This is a genomic window from Pseudomonas sp. FW305-3-2-15-E-TSA4, from assembly GCF_058787295.1.
The window spans coordinates 179,177-195,359 of the sequence record NZ_JBYSZP010000005.1 but is presented as its reverse complement, the minus strand read 5'-3'; the positions used below and the strand labels follow the sequence as shown (position 1 = coordinate 195,359).

The window sequence follows — 16,183 nt, the reverse complement described above, 5'->3', positions numbered from 1 at the left end:
CATCGCGGGCGATTCGTCTTATACGAGTCAATCACGATTTCTTGAAGGAGCTCCGCATGGCCTCCGCCGCTCCCTATAAACTCTTCAATGCGGTTTTGCACCGCAAGACGCTGGTGAGTCCGCACATGATGCGGATCACGCTCGCCGACCCTTCGATAGGTGGCATGGCCACTTGGGCGCCGGATCAGCGCGTCAAACTGTTCTTCCCTGCTGAAGATGGATCGCCTGCACGGCTTGCGCAGGAGGAGGGCTGGTACGCGCGTTTTCGTTCGATGCTGGCGAGCCGGCGGCCAGCAATGCGTACCTACACCATTCGTCATTTGCGCGCCGAGCAAGGCGAGGTCGACATCGACTTTGTTCTGCATGGCGAAACCGGTCCCGCGTCGCGCTGGGCGCTGCGTGCGCAGCCAGGAGCGTCGATGCAGATTCTCGCTCCTGACAGCGGTTTTTCCGCGCAGGACGCCGGAGGGTTCGAATGGAAACCGCCGCAGGTGCTCAAGGAGGTTTTGCTGGTGGCCGATGCCACGGCATTGCCGGCCGCCATGGGCATTCTTGACGAGTTGGCTGCCATGGCTGAACCGCCTCAGACTCAGGCTTACTTTGAAGTGGACAGCGCACCAGACATGCTCCCGGTGCCGGATTGGCCTGGGCTGTCGGTGCAGTGGCTGATTCGCGATCAGGCGCCAGAAGTAGTGGCTGGGGCGCTGATGGTAAAGGCAGTGCAGCAGGCGTTCCTGCCGGCAGAGGATTCATCGGTCGGGCAAGCTGCCGAACTCGCCGAAGTCGATATCGACAAAGACATACTCTGGGAGATCGCCAACACGGCCCCTGAAGGGTTTTATGGCTGGATTGCCGGAGAAAGCGCGGCGGTCATGCGTCTGCGCAAATACCTGATCAGGGAGTGCGGTATCCCCCGCGAGTCACTCAATCTGATGGGCTACTGGCGCTACAACAAGGCTGGCAGCTAAAAACAAAAAAGGCCTCGAACATCACGTTCGAGGCCTTTTCTTTTGCGCTGAAGAATCAGCCGCAGGCTTTCAGGTTTACCGGCCCGACAAATTCATTGCCGCGTCCCATCACGCAAGCCACGCTCTGATTGCGTTGACGTTCCCAGTCCTGCACTGGATAAGTTTTGTCCCACGCTTCGTACAGTTGCCGATCCTGTTTCGACAGGCGCAAGCCGTACTGCTTGCTCATGTAGAAATAGGTGCGCGCGATCATGCCGCGAATCGACGGGCGCGGCATGACCTTCTTGGCCTTGAAGTCGACCTGGGTCAGGCACGAGCCGTACTGCCCGGATTGCACCGGCAGCCAGCCATAACTGAAGTTGCTGCGGTCACCGTTGACCTCACCAATGCTCGGCACCAGGTTGTGCAGGTCGGCTTCGGCTTTCTGGTAACTCGGGTCATAGCGGGTGCAGTTCTTGCGCCCGCCCGACTGCCAGCATTGACGCTGGTGACCGAACTCCCACGCCGGGACGATGTGTTCCCATTCGATGCGTGAAGCACGCTTGGCATTCTTGCGCGGCACGTAACCGCATGCCTTCAAGTCCACCTTGTTGCCGGTGTACTTGCAGCCGCAGTAAAACTCGGTGGACTGCGGTGCATAGAGTTTCCAGGCGGCCTTTTTGGCCTCGGTAAAAGTGCGGGGCGCGCCAGCCTGGGCGCCAAAAGCGATGAACAGCAGCAGCAAAGCAAAACAGCGGACACTCATTGAATCAATCTTCCTTCGGCACAACCCAAAAAATCTGCACGCCGCCATCGTCGCGATAGGCGAGTGTGACGTTGTCGTTCTCGTCGATTTCCTCGAGCAGTTGCTCCCATGCATCCACAGGCTCGTCCGGCAGACGGAAGATCAGTGCGGCTTTGGCTTTTTGTGCGGTAGGGGAATTGATGATTTTCTGAACGCGCATGCCCATGCGTTCGTAAGCGTCAGGAGCATCAGGAGAGGTGGCCACGAGGTTATCCTTATTAAGCTGTACGTGCATACAGTATTTAACTGTAAGCATTTTCGCAACTGCTTAAAATTCAAGAAAATCCTCTGACAGCGCTTTTCCGCTTTTGGTGTAGGTCGGGTCGATTATTTTGTATGAAAAAGTCGCGCTCAGCGTAAGTGGCAGCACCACCCGCCGCACGGGCGAGTGGTGAGCAGGTTGCCCGACCCGAAAGGGTCAGGCGAGGGCCAATCAATATTCCCAGAACATCCGTTGCAGTTCTTTGCTGTCGTTGGTTTTGGTCAGGGCGACCATGGCCAGAATGCGGGCCTTTTGCGGGTTCAAGTCGTGAGCGACTACCCAGTCGTACTTGTCGTCAGGTTGTTCGGCGTTACGCAGAACGAAACCACCGGCGTTGACGTGGGACGAGCGGATGATCTGCACGCCGTCTTTACGCAGGGCTTGCAGGGATGGCACTACGCGCGAAGACACCGAACCGTTACCGGTACCGGCATGGATGATCGCTTTGGCGCCGGCCTGGGCCAGGGCCTTGTAAGCGGTGTCGTCGACGTTGCCGTAGGAGTAGGCGATTTCTACGTCAGGCAGGCTCTTGATGTTTTTGATGTCGAATTCCGAATCCATGGTGTGACGCTTGGCCGGCAAGCGGAACCAGTAGGATTTGCCTTCAACCACCATGCCCAGCGGACCCCAAGGGCTTTTGAACGCCTCGGTCTTGATGTTGATCATTTTGCTGACGTCGCGACCGGACTGGATCTCGTCGTTCATGGTCACCAGCACGCCTTTGCCGTGCGCTTCTTTGCTGCTGGCGACGGCGACGGCGTTGTACAGGTTGAGCATGCCGTCCGCCGACATGGCGGTGCCCGGACGCATCGAGCCGACCACGATGATCGGCTTGTCGGTTTTTTCCACCAGATTCAGGAAGTACGCGGTTTCTTCCAGGGTGTCGGTGCCGTGGGTGATGACGATGCCATCGACGTCTTTGCTGTCGGCCAGTTCCGATACGCGGCGACCCAGTTGCAGCAGGTTGTCGTTGGTGATGCTTTCCGAAGCGATCTGCATGACTTGTTCGCCACGCACGTTCGCCAGTTTGCTCAGTTCGGGGATGCCGGCGATCAGTTGTTCAATCCCGACTTTGGCCGCTTGATAGGTGGCGCTGTTGGCTGCGCTGGCGCCGGCACCGGCAATGGTGCCGCCCGTGGCAAGCACCACGACGTTGGCGAGTTTGGTCTGGGTTTCGACTTCTTTTGCCTGAAGGGCAGTGGGCAGGAGCAGGAGGAGGGCCAAAGCGCCCGGAACCAAGGTGTTGAAAGCAGATTTCATTATTTTTCTCTCTAGTAGTGAGACGGTGCTGATGCAGGTTCATCTAGATGCGCCCCGAGCCGATCTGAATGCCCGGGGTGCAGGCTAGGGAGCAGGATCTGTACCAGTGCTACTTTGCTTTAGAGAAATGTTTAACCTGATGATTTATATCAATATTTTGTAAGTTGGCGGATTCTTGAGTGAATGGCTTATCCGGGTTTCCGAACAAAGGAAGCTTTCGTGTTCGGTTCACCGAAAGGGACTGCACCTCCTGGCGACCGCAACGGCTTGCCGGTTCAGGTTTTCTGCTAAAGAAACCCGTCAGCAAGCCGATGGCTGTGGAAGGAAACGTTTATTTAGGGAGTTCACATGTCACTGACGATCGGTTTTTCAAATCCCGGCTCAGTCACCATTGGCGGTAAAACCGCAGCGACAATCAATGCAATGAACCAGGCGGAAGCAGATGCGGCCGACGAGGCGCTTGGCGTTGAAAAAGAACCGAGCAATCAAATCCGCACCGGTGGTCCGGCACAGGAAGCCGATAAGGCGAGTAGTACCGACAGCGGCGACAGTCTGAGCGTGACCGTAAAAATGTTGCTCAAGCGCATGCAGGAATTGCAGAAGCAACTGCAGGAGCAGCAACAGCAACTGGCGGCGGCTCAGGCGGCGAGCTATCCGACGCCCGAGGCCAAGTCACAGGCGGTGATGTCCGTTCAGGGGCAGATCGCGCAAACTAGCGGCGCGCTGATGGAAGTCGCAGCGGCACTGGTCAAGGAAATGTCCAAGGATTCCACCAGCGGCAACCTGGTCAGCACCACGGCTTAAGCGGTAAGGGGTGAATCAGACGATTGCGCCCCGCAATACAACGACGATTTCTGATTGTTGACAAATGTCGGCGGGATTCGCATAGTTCGGTCTACGCAAACGTTTGCGCGGCTTCCCCGGTGCACTATTATCCGGAAGAGAGCGCTGAAGCTTACGCCAGCGCGAGCGTTGCTCACAATAATCATAAGATCGGAGTGAACCCATGAAGCTGCCATTCGCTGGACGTCTTCTTGCTGTCGCTATGCTGGCTGCCGCAGCCGCCGCACTACCTGTCTCTTCGGCTTTCGCCGAGTCCCCGGAAAAACCCAAAGTCGCACTGGTCATGAAATCCCTGGCCAACGAATTCTTCCTGACCATGGAAGATGGCGCCAAGGCCTACCAGAAAGAACACTCCGCCGACTTCGACCTGATCTCCAACGGCATCAAGGACGAGACCGATACCGCCGGCCAGACCCGTATCGTCGAGCAGATGATTCTGGCCAAGGTCAACGCGCTCGTTATCGCACCGTCCGATTCCAAAGCCATGGTGCCGGTGATCAAGAAAGCCGTCGATGCCGGCATCACTGTGATCAACATTGACAACCAGCTTGATCCGCAGATCGTCAAAAGCAAAAACATCAGCGTGCCTTTCGTAGGCCCGGACAACCGCAAAGGTGCGCGTCTGGTCGGCGAATACCTGGCCAAGCAACTGAAGGCCGGTGACGAGGTCGGCATCATCGAAGGCGTGTCCACCACCACCAACGCCCAGCAACGCACCGCAGGCTTCAAGGATGCGATGGAGGCGGCGCAGATCAAGGTTGTCTCCTTGCAATCCGGTGACTGGGAGATCGACAAGGGCAACAAGGTTGCTGCGTCGATTCTCAGCGAATACCCGGATGTGAAGGCGCTGCTGGCGGGTAACGACAGCATGGCCGTTGGCGCTGTTTCCGCTGTGCGCGCTGCCGGTAAGGCGGGCAAGGTCCAAGTGGTCGGTTACGACAACATCAATGCGATCAAGCCGATGCTCAAGGACGGTCGTGTGCTGGCGACGGCCGATCAGTTCGCTGCCAAGCAGGCCGTGTTCGGTATCGAGACTGCGCTGAAAATCCTCAAGGGCGAAAAAGTCGACAGCGGCGTCAATGGCGTGATCGAAACGCCAGTCGAGTTGGTCACTAAGTAAGTCTTCCGGCGACACAACGGCGCTCGTCCGTCCGGACGAGCGCATGGAGAGTTTTTTATGTCAGTTTCCGCCCCGAACGCTGTCCTCTCGGTCAGCGGTATCGGTAAGACCTATGCGCAACCGGTGCTCACGGGCATCGACTTGACGCTGATGCGCGGTGAAGTGCTGGCGCTGACCGGTGAGAATGGCGCCGGTAAAAGCACGCTGTCGAAGATCATTGGGGGGCTGGTTACGCCCACCACCGGTCAGATGCAATTCCAGGGCAAGGACTACCGTCCGGGCAGTCGCACCCAGGCCGAAGAGCTCGGCGTGCGCATGGTCATGCAAGAACTCAATCTGCTGCCGACCCTCTCGGTGGCGGAAAACCTGTTTCTCGACAACCTGCCGAGCAACGGCGGCTGGATCAGTCGCAAGCAATTGCGCAAAGCCGCGATCGAGGCCATGGCGCAGGTTGGCCTCGATGCCATTGACCCGGACACCCTGGTCGGCGAACTGGGCATTGGCCATCAACAGATGGTCGAAATCGCACGCAACCTGATCGGCGATTGCCATGTGCTGATCCTTGATGAACCGACTGCGATGCTCACCGCCCGCGAGGTGGAAATGCTCTTCGAGCAGATCACTCGCTTGCAGGCGCGTGGCGTCTCCATCATCTATATCTCGCACCGCCTCGAAGAGCTGGCGCGCGTCGCGCAACGCATTGCCGTGCTGCGTGACGGCAATCTGGTCTGCGTCGAACCGATGGCCAACTACAACAGTGAGCAGTTGGTCACCTTGATGGTCGGTCGCGAACTGGGCGAACACATCGACATGGGCCCGCGCAAGATCGGCGCCCCGGCCCTGACGGTCAAGGGCCTGACCCGCTCCGACAAGGTGCGCGATGTATCCTTCGAAGTGCGTGCCGGCGAGATCTTCGGGATTTCCGGGCTGATCGGGGCAGGGCGCACCGAATTGCTGCGACTGATCTTCGGCGCCGATCTGGCCGACAGCGGCACGATTGCGCTGGGTTCGCCGGCACAGGTGGTCAGTGTGCGTTCGCCGGTTGATGCGGTGAACCATGGCATTGCCTTGATCACCGAAGACCGAAAGGGTGAAGGCTTGCTGCTCAGTCAGTCGATCAGCGCCAACATCGCCCTGGGCAACATGCCGGAGATTTCCAGGGCAGGAATCGTCAATGCCAGCGACGAAATTTCCCTGGCGCAGCGTCAGATCAACGCCATGCGCATCCGCAGTTCCAGCCCAACTCAGTTGGTGTCGGAATTGTCTGGCGGCAACCAGCAGAAAGTGGTGATCGGCCGCTGGCTGGAGCGCGATTGCTCGGTGCTGTTGTTCGACGAGCCGACCCGCGGCATCGATGTCGGTGCCAAGTTCGATATCTACGCCTTGCTGGGCGAGTTGACGCGTCAGGGCAAGGCGCTGGTGGTGGTGTCCAGTGACCTGCGCGAGCTGATGCTGATCTGCGACCGGATCGGTGTGCTGTCGGCAGGGCGTTTGATCGATACCTTCGAGCGCGACAGCTGGACCCAGGATGATTTGCTTGCCGCCGCGTTCGCCGGCTACCAAAAACGTGATGCGTTGCTCAATGAAGCGGCGCCTAGGGATCTCCCATGAAAACTGCATCTTCCGCCGGCAAACGTAGTGGCAATTTCTACGGTCTGGGCACCTATCTGGGCCTGGCCGGGGCCTTGTTGGCGATGGTGGCGCTGTTCTCGATGATGAGCAGCCACTTTCTGTCCTATGACACTTTCAGCACGCTGGCCAACCAGATTCCCGATCTGATGGTGCTGGCGGTGGGCATGACCTTTGTACTGATCATCGGCGGCATCGACCTGTCGGTCGGTTCGGTGCTGGCACTTGCCGCTTCGACAGTCAGCGTGGCGATTCTCGGCTGGGGCTGGAGCGTGTTGCCGGCCGCGTTGCTCGGTATGGCGGTGGCGGCACTGGCGGGAACGGTGACCGGTTCGATCACCGTGGCGTGGCGCATTCCGTCGTTCATCGTTTCGCTCGGTGTGCTGGAAATGGCCCGTGGCCTGGCGTACCAGATGACCGGTTCGCGCACCGCCTACATCGGTGATTCGTTTGCCTGGCTGTCGAACCCGATCGCGTTCGGCATTTCGCCGTCGTTCATCATTGCCTTGCTGGTGATATTTATTGCGCAAGCTGTGCTGACCCGCACCGTGTTTGGTCGTTACCTGATCGGTATCGGCACCAACGAGGAAGCGGTGCGGCTGGCCGGGATCAATCCAAAACCGTACAAGATTCTGGTGTTCAGCCTGATGGGGCTGCTGGCCGGGATTGCCGCACTGTTCCAGATTTCCCGTCTGGAAGCTGCAGACCCGAATGCCGGCTCCGGTCTCGAATTGCAAGTGATCGCCGCCGTGGTGATCGGTGGCACCAGTCTGATGGGTGGCCGTGGTTCGGTGATCAGTACCTTTTTCGGTGTGTTGATCATTTCGGTACTGGCCGCCGGTCTGGCGCAGATCGGCGCGACCGAGCCAACCAAACGCATCATCACCGGCGCGGTGATTGTCATCGCGGTAGTGCTCGATACCTATCGCAGCCAGCGCGCCAGTCGACGGGGCTAACAGATGGCAACGATCAAGGATGTGGCGGCGCTCGCGGGGATTTCCTACACCACGGTTTCTCACGTGGTGAACAAGACGCGCCCGGTCAGCCAGGAAGTGCGGTTGAAGGTCGAGGCGGCCATCAAAAGCCTCGACTATGTGCCGAGTGCGGTGGCGCGTTCGCTGAAAGCCAAGACCACTGCGACCATTGGCTTATTGGTGCCCAACAGTCTCAACCCGTATTTTGCCGAGTTGGCACGGGGCATCGAGGATTACTGCGAGCGTAACGGCTACTGCGTGATCCTCTGCAATTCTGACGACAACCCGGAAAAACAGCGCAGCTATTTGCGCGTGCTGCTGGAGAAGCGCATTGACGGCCTGATCGTCGCCTCCGCCGGTGGCGACATCGGGCTCGCGCAAGGGCTGGCCGGGGTGAAGACGCCGATGGTCATCGTCGACCGCGGGCTGGATGGCGTCGACGCCGACCTGGTGCGTATCGACCATGAATATGGCGCTTATCTGGCGACGCGGCATCTGCTGGAGCTGGGCCATCGCGATATCGCCACCATCGGTGGTCCGTCGAGCACCAGCGTGGCGCAAATGCGTCAGGCCGGTTTTTGTCGGGCGCTGCAGGAGGCGGGCATCAAGGTGCGGGCCGAGCGCATGCTGGAAAGCGATTTCACCAGCACTGGCGGTTACAACGCGGCGGCGATCCTGCTTGAAAGCAATCCGCCGAGTGCGATCTTCGCCGGTAACGACATGATCGGGATCGGTGTGCTGCGCGCGGCGGCCGAGCGCAATGTCCGCGTGCCAAGCGAGCTGTCGGTGATCGGCTTCGACGATATCCAGATGAGTCGCTACGTGTACCCGGCGCTGACCACGGTCGGCCAGTCGATCCTGCAGTTGGGCGAGATGGCTGCCGAAGTGTTGCTGCGAAGGATTGCTACCCCGAGTCTGGTCACCGATCAACGGATCGTGACCCCGAGTATTGTCTTGCGCGAATCGACTGCGCCGCTGTCCGGCGTATTCACCGAGTACCGCTGAAACCGAATTGACGAGTAGTGATGTATGCCAGCAAATGTAGTGGTAATAGGCAGCCTGAACATGGATCTGGTCACCCGGGCGCCACGGCTGCCCAAGGGCGGTGAAACGCTGATCGGTCATTCCTTTGCCACCGTGTCCGGCGGCAAGGGCGCCAATCAGGCAGTCGCTGCTGCGCGCCTGGGTGCGCGGGTGGCAATGGTCGGCTGTGTTGGCAACGATGACTACGGCGTGCAATTGCGTGAGGCATTGCTGGCCGAGCAGATCGATTGTCAGGCGGTGAGCACGGTCGAAGATTCCAGTGGCGTGGCGCTGATCGTGGTCGATGACAACAGTCAGAACGCGATCGTGATCGTTGCTGGCGCCAACGGTGCAATGACCCCGGCCGTGATCGACCGTTTTGATGCGGTGCTGCAGGCGGCCGACGTGATTATCTGCCAGCTCGAGATCCCCGATGCAACGGTGGGGCATGCGCTCAAGCGGGCACGTACGTTGGGCAAGACGGTAATCCTCAATCCGGCGCCGGCCAGTCGTCCGCTACCGGCAGACTGGTTTGCCGCCATCGACTACCTGATCCCCAACGAAAGTGAAGCATCCGCGTTGAGCGGGTTGCCGGTCGATTCGCTGCAAAGCGCAGAAAGCGCTGCCAACCAGTTGATCGCAATGGGCGCGGGCAAGGTCATCATTACCCTCGGTGCGCAAGGTTCACTGTTTGCCAATGGCAAAGGTTTCGAGCACTTCCCGGCGCCAAAGGTGCAGGCGGTCGATACCACCGCCGCGGGCGATACCTTCGTCGGCGGTTTTGCTGCGGCGCTCGCCAGTGGCAAATCCGAGGCCGAGGCGATCCGGTACGGGCAGATCGCGGCAGCGCTGTCTGTGACCCGGGCCGGCGCACAGCCTTCCATTCCAACCATGTCCGACGTACAGGCGTTCAAACCCGCATGAAAAAGACTCCTCTGCTCAACGTCGCGTTGTCGCGGCTGATCGCCTCCCTGGGCCATGGTGACATGGTGGTCATCGGTGACGCCGGACTGCCGGTGCCACCAGGTGTTGAATTGATTGATCTGGCGCTGACCCATGGTGTTCCGGATTTCGTCAGTACCCTGAAAGTCGTGCTCAGCGAGATGCAGGTGGAAAGCCATGTACTGGCCAACGAAATCCTCGACAAGCAGCCGACCGCCCTGGTCGCGCTGGACGAGTTGCAAGAAGAGGGTGCCCTCGGTCGGCGCGATCTGCTGACGCATGAGCAATTCAAGGTTCTCAGCCGACAGGCGCGGGCGATTGTTCGTACAGGCGAATGTCAGCCGTACTGCAACATCGTGCTGGTGGCCGGGGTAACGTTCTAATCGGGTTCCGACCCTTTCATTTTCATCAGCACAAGGAATGCGCCATGCACCGCTATGCTCAAAAACTCCACCAATTGCTTCGGAGTCTGCTGCTTTTGTCTTTTATTACCGCCACCGGCGCTCAGGCTGCTGAAAAGATCGACCTGATCATCGACACCGACCCGGGTGCCGACGACGTGGTCGCCTTGTTGTTCGCCCTGGCATCGCCGGATGAACTGAACATCCGCGCCTTGACTACCGTGGCCGGCAACGTGCGCCTCGACAAGACATCGCGCAACGCGCGCCTGGCTCGCGAATGGGCAGGGCGCGAAGACGTTCCGGTGTATGCCGGTGCGCCGAAACCGCTGATGCGTACGCCGATCTACGCCGAGAACATCCATGGCAAGGAAGGCCTGTCGGGTGTCACCGTGCATGAGCCGAAAAAAGGCTTGGCCGAAGGCAATGCGGTCAACTACCTCATCGACACCCTGAAAAAAGCCAAGCCGCACAGCATCACCATCGCCATGCTTGGCCCGCAGACCAACCTGGCGCTGGCGTTGATCCAGGAACCTGAGATCGTCAATGGCATCAAGGAAGTGGTGATCATGGGCGGCGCGCACTTCAATGGCGGCAACATCACCCCGGTGGCCGAATTCAACCTGTTCGCCGACCCGCAAGCGGCGGAAGTGGTACTCAAGAGCGGCGTGAAACTGACCTACCTGCCGCTGGACGTGACCCACAAGATCCTCACCAGCGACGCACGCCTGAAACAGATTGCCGCGCTGAACAACAACGCAAGCAAGATTGTTGGCGACATCCTCAACGAGTACATCAAGGGTGACATGGAGCACTACGGCATCCCGGGCGGCCCGGTGCACGACGCTACCGTTATCGCTTACCTGCTCAAGCCTGAGCTGTTCACCGGTCGTTCGGTGAACGTTGTGGTGGATAGTCGCGAAGGTCCGACTTTTGGCCAGACCATCGTTGACTGGTATGACGGTCTGAAGGCGCCGAAGAACGCCTTCTGGGTGGAAAATGGGGATGCTCAAGGCTTCTTCGATCTGCTGACCGAGCGTCTGAAGCGCTTGAAGTAAGGCATGAGCCCGCAGGTGCCAGCCTGCGGGTTTTTATTTTCTCTCGGTGTCCTGCGTGTTCTCGCCGTCATGCTGGTACCGCTCGAACACCTGGGCGATAAACGTTTGTGCGCCCTGGGTTCCCATCGTCTTGACCAGCAGATCGATGCTGATCAATGCCAACTCCTCCGCACTGCCCGGGCTGTACGAGCTGTGCCCCTTCGGCCAATGAACCTTGATGTCGGCGGAGATGCTTACGGTGTTCATGAGTGCGCTCGAAAAGTCGGAAATGTCTGAAAGCGAGTTAACCACTTTGGCGGGCGTTTGGCACTGCGACTTAGGCATGAGCGCGGCGCTATGCGACACTTGGTCTTTTCCGGCTGATCCAAGGAATGTGCTGTGCAGATCGATATGAACACCCCCGACGGCCTGACACTCGACGCTGTGCGCCAGTTGCTGGCGTCGGCCAGCGATGATGAGCACACGCAACTGCGTGTGACCAAGGGTGGGATTGCCTATATCTCTTCCGGTGTGACCGGCGGCCAGGATATTGATGGCCTGCTGTTTCGCCTGGAGACCTGGGCCAAGGGCTCGGGTTATGTCGGCAATGTTGCGGCCAGCGATGAAGTCTGGGTGATGCAGATTTTCAACGCGCTGAAAGACAACTGGCCGAATCCGCCGCTTGATTACATCGACGTCTATTGAGCGTCGTTAATATTCGGTGACGATTGCGTGAGGATGCGGTGCCCGCACTTCAGGCAGACTCAGCGTTTTTCCGGGTCGTGGGGCAGGGTGATGGCACCGGCTGTGAAACCAAACGCCGGATTGGCGGTCGCACGATCTCAGCTTAACCATTTGAAAGAAGGAGGCTTCATGCCTTTGAAGTTCGCGTCTCTGGGTGCACTTATGGCCGTTGCCATGTTGGCCGGTTGCAGCACAACCTCCAGCGAGTCGGCAAAGGATCCTGTGGCGACCGATGCCGGTCATAGCCGCTGTGAAGCAAAAGCCGCGGAATTTGCCATCGGGAAAAAGGCTTCGCCGGAACTGCTCGATCAGGCTCGTGCCAAGGCTGGCGCGCAAAACGCCCGCTTCCTCAAGCCAACCGACATGATCACTCTGGAGTACCGTTCCGATCGCCTGAATCTGAACACCGACAACAACCTGGTGGTCACTCGCGTCAACTGCGGCTGATCGCAGACCGCTTTTGTTGCAGGCATAAAAAACCCCGTCACATGGACGGGGTTTTTTTAGTGCGCCAGGAAATTACTCTGGGCGAACTTGTGCAGCTTGCATACCCTTTTGGCCTTTCTCAGCCACGAAAGAGACGGTCTGGCCTTCTTTCAGGCTTTTGAAACCGTCGGATTCGATAGCTTTGAAGTGTACGAACAGGTCGTCACCGCCACCTTGAGGAGTGATGAAGCCGAAGCCTTTTTCATCGTTGAACCATTTAACGGTGCCGGTTTGGCGATTAGACATGGTGTATCTCCAAGAAACATATATTTTCAGTAGTACTGTGCTGCTCAGGCCAACTGGGCACACCGGAGTATCATAGTCGAAATGTTCGCTTTGGTAGCCCCCCGGACGTGCTGTTTGCTTTCATATTGCATCGATTTCAACCTCTGAAATGTCTGCAAGCCCCGGTTTCAGTGGCTTTCAGGCGAGTGAAGAGGGTGTAAAAAAAGCTATAAAACCTGCGTAAATTATCGATTTCGGGGTCTTTTTGGCGGTTTTCAACCTGCTGGACGCCCGAAAAAACATTCGTCAGCGCTTATTTCTGCACGCGGCAAACCGAGATTTCTTTCAGTGCGCGCTGACCCAGTTCACCACTTGGCGGGGTGTTCTTGTCCATCAGTTGCGCGATCTCTTGCGTGGTGAATTTCTTTTCCAGAACGTCGGCACCGCAAGCGCAATGTTTATTGGCTTCGGCCGGATTGACGCTCTTGCTGGCTGCGGCGGTGCAGTCGTTCATGTATTGGGCTTTGACGCCGGCAGGCCAGGCCGCGTTGGCGCTCAGCGGCAGCAGCAGGGCCAGCGGGGCCGCGAAAGCAAAAAGTCGGATGAGGCGCATGTCGGAAACTCCTTGGGTTGATATCGGCGACGATTCTCAGCCTATTTGAGGCAAAGCGTATATCCCAAGTTCACTTCGCGCCGCAAAAATGCGCAAATCAGCAACACCTCAATTCGATGACGTCGATGACCGCTCATCTGTGCTAGCATGCCGGGCTCAAGCGTTCTCAGGCTCCGGTTGGCCTTCAGCCCCGGCAGCGGTCAGCGTGCGAAAAATTCTGATTTGAATCCCAGTCACTCTGGTTCGGTTTTCCGGTTGGCCGCAAGGCTCCTGCCGCTGTAAGGCAGGCGTTCGTCATTGAATGGCCTGGATCGGATCTTGTACTGGCTCATCCCAACCCACGTGACCTTTGGTAGGGGTCACCACTAGGAGAGGAGGCGCCATGCCAACTATTACTCTTCCCGACGGCAGTCAACGTTCATTCGATCACCCGGTTTCCGTAGCCGAGGTCGCCGCATCCATTGGTGCCGGTCTGGCCAAGGCCACCGTGGCCGGCAAGGTCAACGGCAAGCTGGTCGACGCCTGCGACATCATCGACAGCGACGCGACGCTGCAAATCATCACGCCAAAGGATGAAGAGGGGCTGGAGATCATTCGCCACTCTTGTGCGCACCTGGTTGGCCACGCGGTCAAGCAGCTGTACCCGACTGCGAAAATGGTCATCGGGCCGGTCATCGACGAAGGCTTCTATTACGACATCGCCTTCGAGCGTCCTTTTACCCCGGACGACATGGCCGCCATCGAACAGCGCATGCATCAGCTGATCGACAAGGATTACGACGTCATCAAGAAAGTCACTCCGCGCGCCGAAGTGATTGAAGTGTTCAAGGCCCGCGGCGAAGACTACAAGCTGCGTCTGGTCGAAGACATGCCGAACGAACAGGCCATGGGCCTGTACTACCACGAAGAATACGTCGACATGTGCCGCGGCCCGCACGTGCCGAACACGCGTTTTCTGAAATCCTTCAAGCTGACCAAGTTGTCCGGCGCCTACTGGCGCGGCGATGCCAAGAACGAGCAATTGCAGCGCGTTTACGGCACAGCCTGGGCTGACAAGAAGCAGCTGGCGGCTTACATCCAGCGCATCGAAGAAGCGGAAAAGCGCGATCACCGCAAGATCGGCAAGCGCCTGGGCCTGTTCCACACCCAGGAAGAAGCGCCGGGCATGGTGTTCTGGCACCCGAACGGCTGGACTCTGTATCAAGTGCTCGAGCAGTACATGCGCAAAGTGCAGCGTGACAACGGCTACCTTGAGATCAAGACCCCGCAAGTGGTTGACCGCAGCCTCTGGGAGAAATCCGGGCACTGGGCCAACTACGCCGACAACATGTTCACCACCGAGTCGGAAAGCCGCGACTACGCCATCAAGCCGATGAACTGCCCATGCCACGTGCAGGTGTTCAACCAGGGCCTGAAGAGCTACCGCGAGCTGCCGATGCGTCTGGCCGAGTTCGGTGCGTGCCACCGTAACGAGCCGTCGGGTGCGTTGCACGGCATCATGCGTGTGCGCGCGTTCACTCAGGACGACGCCCACATTTTCTGCACCGAAGAGCAGATGCAGGCCGAATCCGCGGCGTTCATCAAGCTGACCATGGACGTTTACCGCGATTTCGGCTTCACCGACGTCGAGATGAAACTGTCCACTCGTCCGGAAAAACGCGTAGGTTCCGACGAGCTGTGGGATCGCGCCGAAGCGGCACTGGCTGCAGCCCTTGATTCTGCGGGTCTGCCGTATGATCTGCAGCCGGGTGAAGGTGCGTTCTACGGTCCGAAAATCGAGTTCTCGCTGAAAGATTGCCTCGGTCGCGTCTGGCAGTGTGGTACCTTGCAGCTCGATTTCAACCTGCCTGTCCGTCTGGGCGCCGAATACGTCTCCGAAGACAACAGCCGCAAACACCCAGTGATGCTGCACCGGGCGATCCTCGGTTCGTTCGAGCGTTTCGTCGGGATTCTGATCGAGCATTACGAAGGTGCATTCCCTGCGTGGCTGGCGCCAACCCAGGCAGTGATCATGAATATCACTGATAAACAGGCAGATTTCGTCGCTCAGGTTGAAAAAACTCTCAACGAAAGCGGATTTCGTGCCAAGTCCGACTTGAGAAATGAAAAGATCGGCTTTAAAATCCGCGAGCATACTTTGCTCAAGGTTCCCTATCTTTTGGTTATCGGAGATAAGGAAGTCGAGATGCAGACTGTCGCTGTGCGTACTCGTGAAGGTGCTGACCTGGGCTCGATGCCCGTCGCCCAGTTCGCTGAGTTTCTCGCGCAAGCGGTTTCCCGGCGTGGTCGCCCAGATTCGGAGTAATTATTATTAAGCGTGAAATGAGACAAGATAAACGAGCTGCACCGAAAGCCCCGATCAACGAGAATATCTCGGCACGCGAGGTTCGGTTAATTGGCGCTGATGGCGAGCAGATTGGCATCGTCTCGATTGATGAAGCGCTTCGTATTGCTGAAGAAGCAAAGCTTGATCTGGTAGAAATCTCTGCTGACGCAGTCCCACCGGTTTGCCGGGTGATGGACTACGGCAAATCGATCTTCGAGAAGAAGAAGCAGATTGCAGCAGCGAAGAAAAACCAGAAGCAGATTCAGGTAAAAGAAATCAAGTTTCGTCCAGGGACGGAGGAAGGGGATTACCAGGTAAAACTGCGCAACCTGGTACGTTTCCTGAGTGACGGGGACAGGGCCAAGGTATCCTTGCGATTCCGCGGCCGTGAGATGGCCCACCAGGAGCTGGGGATGGAACTCCTCAAGCGGGTTGAAGCTGACCTGCTCGAGTACGGTTCGGTCGAACAGCATCCTAAGATGGAAGGACGCCAGCTGATCATGGTCATCGCCCCGAAAAAGAAGAAGTAATCAACAGGGCACGGCAGGC

The 16,183-nt window shown here is 58.2% G+C and carries 19 protein-coding genes; 13 read left to right on the top strand and 6 right to left on the bottom strand.

The genetic code is table 11. The features are described from left to right. Window positions 1-56 precede the first annotated feature (56 nt). Window positions 57-968, top strand: a complete 912-nt coding sequence (locus tag AC3WMV_RS08810; RefSeq protein ID WP_103367622.1) for a siderophore-interacting protein — start codon at window positions 57-59, stop codon at window positions 966-968. Window positions 969-1,023: 55 nt separating this feature from the next. On the opposite strand, the gene AC3WMV_RS08805 is transcribed toward AC3WMV_RS08810, so the two are convergent. From AC3WMV_RS08805 to AC3WMV_RS08795, 3 genes are all read right to left on the bottom strand, one after another. Then, window positions 1,024-1,713 (bottom strand): endonuclease, encoded by a 690-nt coding sequence (locus tag AC3WMV_RS08805; protein ID WP_003226397.1) that lies wholly within the window; start codon window positions 1,711-1,713, stop codon window positions 1,024-1,026. Window positions 1,714-1,717: 4 nt separating this feature from the next. Beyond that, window positions 1,718-2,008 carry a DUF1654 domain-containing protein gene (locus AC3WMV_RS08800; protein WP_003226395.1) on the bottom strand — a complete coding sequence of 97 codons (291 nt, stop codon included), beginning with the start codon at window positions 2,006-2,008 and terminating at the stop codon, window positions 1,718-1,720. Between the two features lie 177 nt (window positions 2,009-2,185). Next, window positions 2,186-3,274: an asparaginase gene (locus tag AC3WMV_RS08795; RefSeq protein WP_027611548.1), complete on the bottom strand. Its 1,089-nt coding sequence runs from the start codon at window positions 3,272-3,274 to the stop codon at window positions 2,186-2,188. 348 nt (window positions 3,275-3,622) lie between these two features. Between AC3WMV_RS08795 and AC3WMV_RS08790 the strand changes: the two genes are divergently transcribed. The 8 genes from AC3WMV_RS08790 to AC3WMV_RS08755 all read left to right on the top strand — a co-directional run bounded on the left by AC3WMV_RS08790 (window position 3,623) and on the right by AC3WMV_RS08755 (window position 11,261). Further along, on the top strand, window positions 3,623-4,078 hold the full coding sequence (locus AC3WMV_RS08790; protein ID WP_103367623.1) for a hypothetical protein: 456 nt from the start codon (window positions 3,623-3,625) through the stop codon (window positions 4,076-4,078). A gap of 202 nt (window positions 4,079-4,280) precedes the next feature. After that, the gene (locus AC3WMV_RS08785; RefSeq protein ID WP_003226388.1) at window positions 4,281-5,237 is read left to right on the top strand and encodes a sugar ABC transporter substrate-binding protein; all 957 of its coding nucleotides are present in this window, start codon (window positions 4,281-4,283) and stop codon (window positions 5,235-5,237) included. A gap of 57 nt (window positions 5,238-5,294) precedes the next feature. Further along, window positions 5,295-6,848, top strand: a complete 1,554-nt coding sequence (locus AC3WMV_RS08780; RefSeq protein WP_027611550.1) for a sugar ABC transporter ATP-binding protein — start codon at window positions 5,295-5,297, stop codon at window positions 6,846-6,848. Beyond that, entirely contained in the window at window positions 6,845-7,822 is a 978-nt protein-coding gene (locus AC3WMV_RS08775) for an ABC transporter permease (protein WP_007961238.1), read from the top strand. Before AC3WMV_RS08780 ends, AC3WMV_RS08775 begins: the two co-directional genes overlap by 4 nt. 3 nt (window positions 7,823-7,825) lie before the next feature. Next, window positions 7,826-8,845 carry a LacI family DNA-binding transcriptional regulator gene (locus tag AC3WMV_RS08770; RefSeq protein WP_027611551.1) on the top strand — a complete coding sequence of 340 codons (1,020 nt, stop codon included), beginning with the start codon at window positions 7,826-7,828 and terminating at the stop codon, window positions 8,843-8,845. Between the two features lie 24 nt (window positions 8,846-8,869). Then, window positions 8,870-9,787, top strand: coding sequence for a ribokinase (gene rbsK, locus AC3WMV_RS08765; RefSeq protein ID WP_103367624.1), 918 nt, complete (start codon window positions 8,870-8,872; stop codon window positions 9,785-9,787). Beyond that, complete coding sequence (rbsD, locus tag AC3WMV_RS08760; RefSeq protein ID WP_027611553.1) at window positions 9,784-10,188, top strand: D-ribose pyranase; 405 nt, start codon at window positions 9,784-9,786, stop codon at window positions 10,186-10,188. The genes rbsK and rbsD overlap by 4 nt, the downstream gene beginning before the upstream one ends. Window positions 10,189-10,232: 44 nt before the next feature. Continuing rightward, on the top strand, window positions 10,233-11,261 hold the full coding sequence (locus AC3WMV_RS08755) for a nucleoside hydrolase (protein ID WP_096796176.1): 1,029 nt from the start codon (window positions 10,233-10,235) through the stop codon (window positions 11,259-11,261). A gap of 33 nt (window positions 11,262-11,294) precedes the next feature. Here AC3WMV_RS08755 and AC3WMV_RS08750 read toward each other — a convergent pair whose 3' ends face one another. Next, window positions 11,295-11,507, bottom strand: a complete 213-nt coding sequence (locus tag AC3WMV_RS08750) for a hypothetical protein (RefSeq protein WP_096796226.1) — start codon at window positions 11,505-11,507, stop codon at window positions 11,295-11,297. 132 nt (window positions 11,508-11,639) lie between these two features. Here AC3WMV_RS08750 and AC3WMV_RS08745 point away from each other — a divergent pair, with 132 nt between their 5' ends. Further along, window positions 11,640-11,945, top strand: a complete 306-nt coding sequence (locus tag AC3WMV_RS08745; protein WP_103367625.1) for a hypothetical protein — start codon at window positions 11,640-11,642, stop codon at window positions 11,943-11,945. Window positions 11,946-12,113: 168 nt separating this feature from the next. Beyond that, window positions 12,114-12,431 carry an I78 family peptidase inhibitor gene (locus tag AC3WMV_RS08740; protein WP_007961248.1) on the top strand — a complete coding sequence of 106 codons (318 nt, stop codon included), beginning with the start codon at window positions 12,114-12,116 and terminating at the stop codon, window positions 12,429-12,431. Window positions 12,432-12,503: 72 nt separating this feature from the next. Here AC3WMV_RS08740 and AC3WMV_RS08735 read toward each other — a convergent pair whose 3' ends face one another. Both AC3WMV_RS08735 and AC3WMV_RS08730 read right to left on the bottom strand, forming a co-directional pair. Beyond that, on the bottom strand, window positions 12,504-12,716 hold the full coding sequence (locus tag AC3WMV_RS08735) for a cold-shock protein (RefSeq protein ID WP_003179963.1): 213 nt from the start codon (window positions 12,714-12,716) through the stop codon (window positions 12,504-12,506). Window positions 12,717-13,008: 292 nt separating this feature from the next. Further along, window positions 13,009-13,308 (bottom strand): hypothetical protein, encoded by a 300-nt coding sequence (locus tag AC3WMV_RS08730; RefSeq protein WP_003226370.1) that lies wholly within the window; start codon window positions 13,306-13,308, stop codon window positions 13,009-13,011. 382 nt (window positions 13,309-13,690) lie between these two features. Between AC3WMV_RS08730 and thrS the strand changes: the two genes are divergently transcribed. Beyond that, window positions 13,691-15,613 (top strand): threonine--tRNA ligase, encoded by a 1,923-nt coding sequence (gene thrS, locus AC3WMV_RS08725; RefSeq protein WP_007961251.1) that lies wholly within the window; start codon window positions 13,691-13,693, stop codon window positions 15,611-15,613. Beyond that, window positions 15,613-16,164 carry a translation initiation factor IF-3 gene (gene infC, locus AC3WMV_RS08720; RefSeq protein ID WP_170929410.1) on the top strand — a complete coding sequence of 184 codons (552 nt, stop codon included), beginning with the start codon at window positions 15,613-15,615 and terminating at the stop codon, window positions 16,162-16,164. The genes thrS and infC overlap by 1 nt, the downstream gene beginning before the upstream one ends. Window positions 16,165-16,183: the final 19 nt, after the last annotated feature.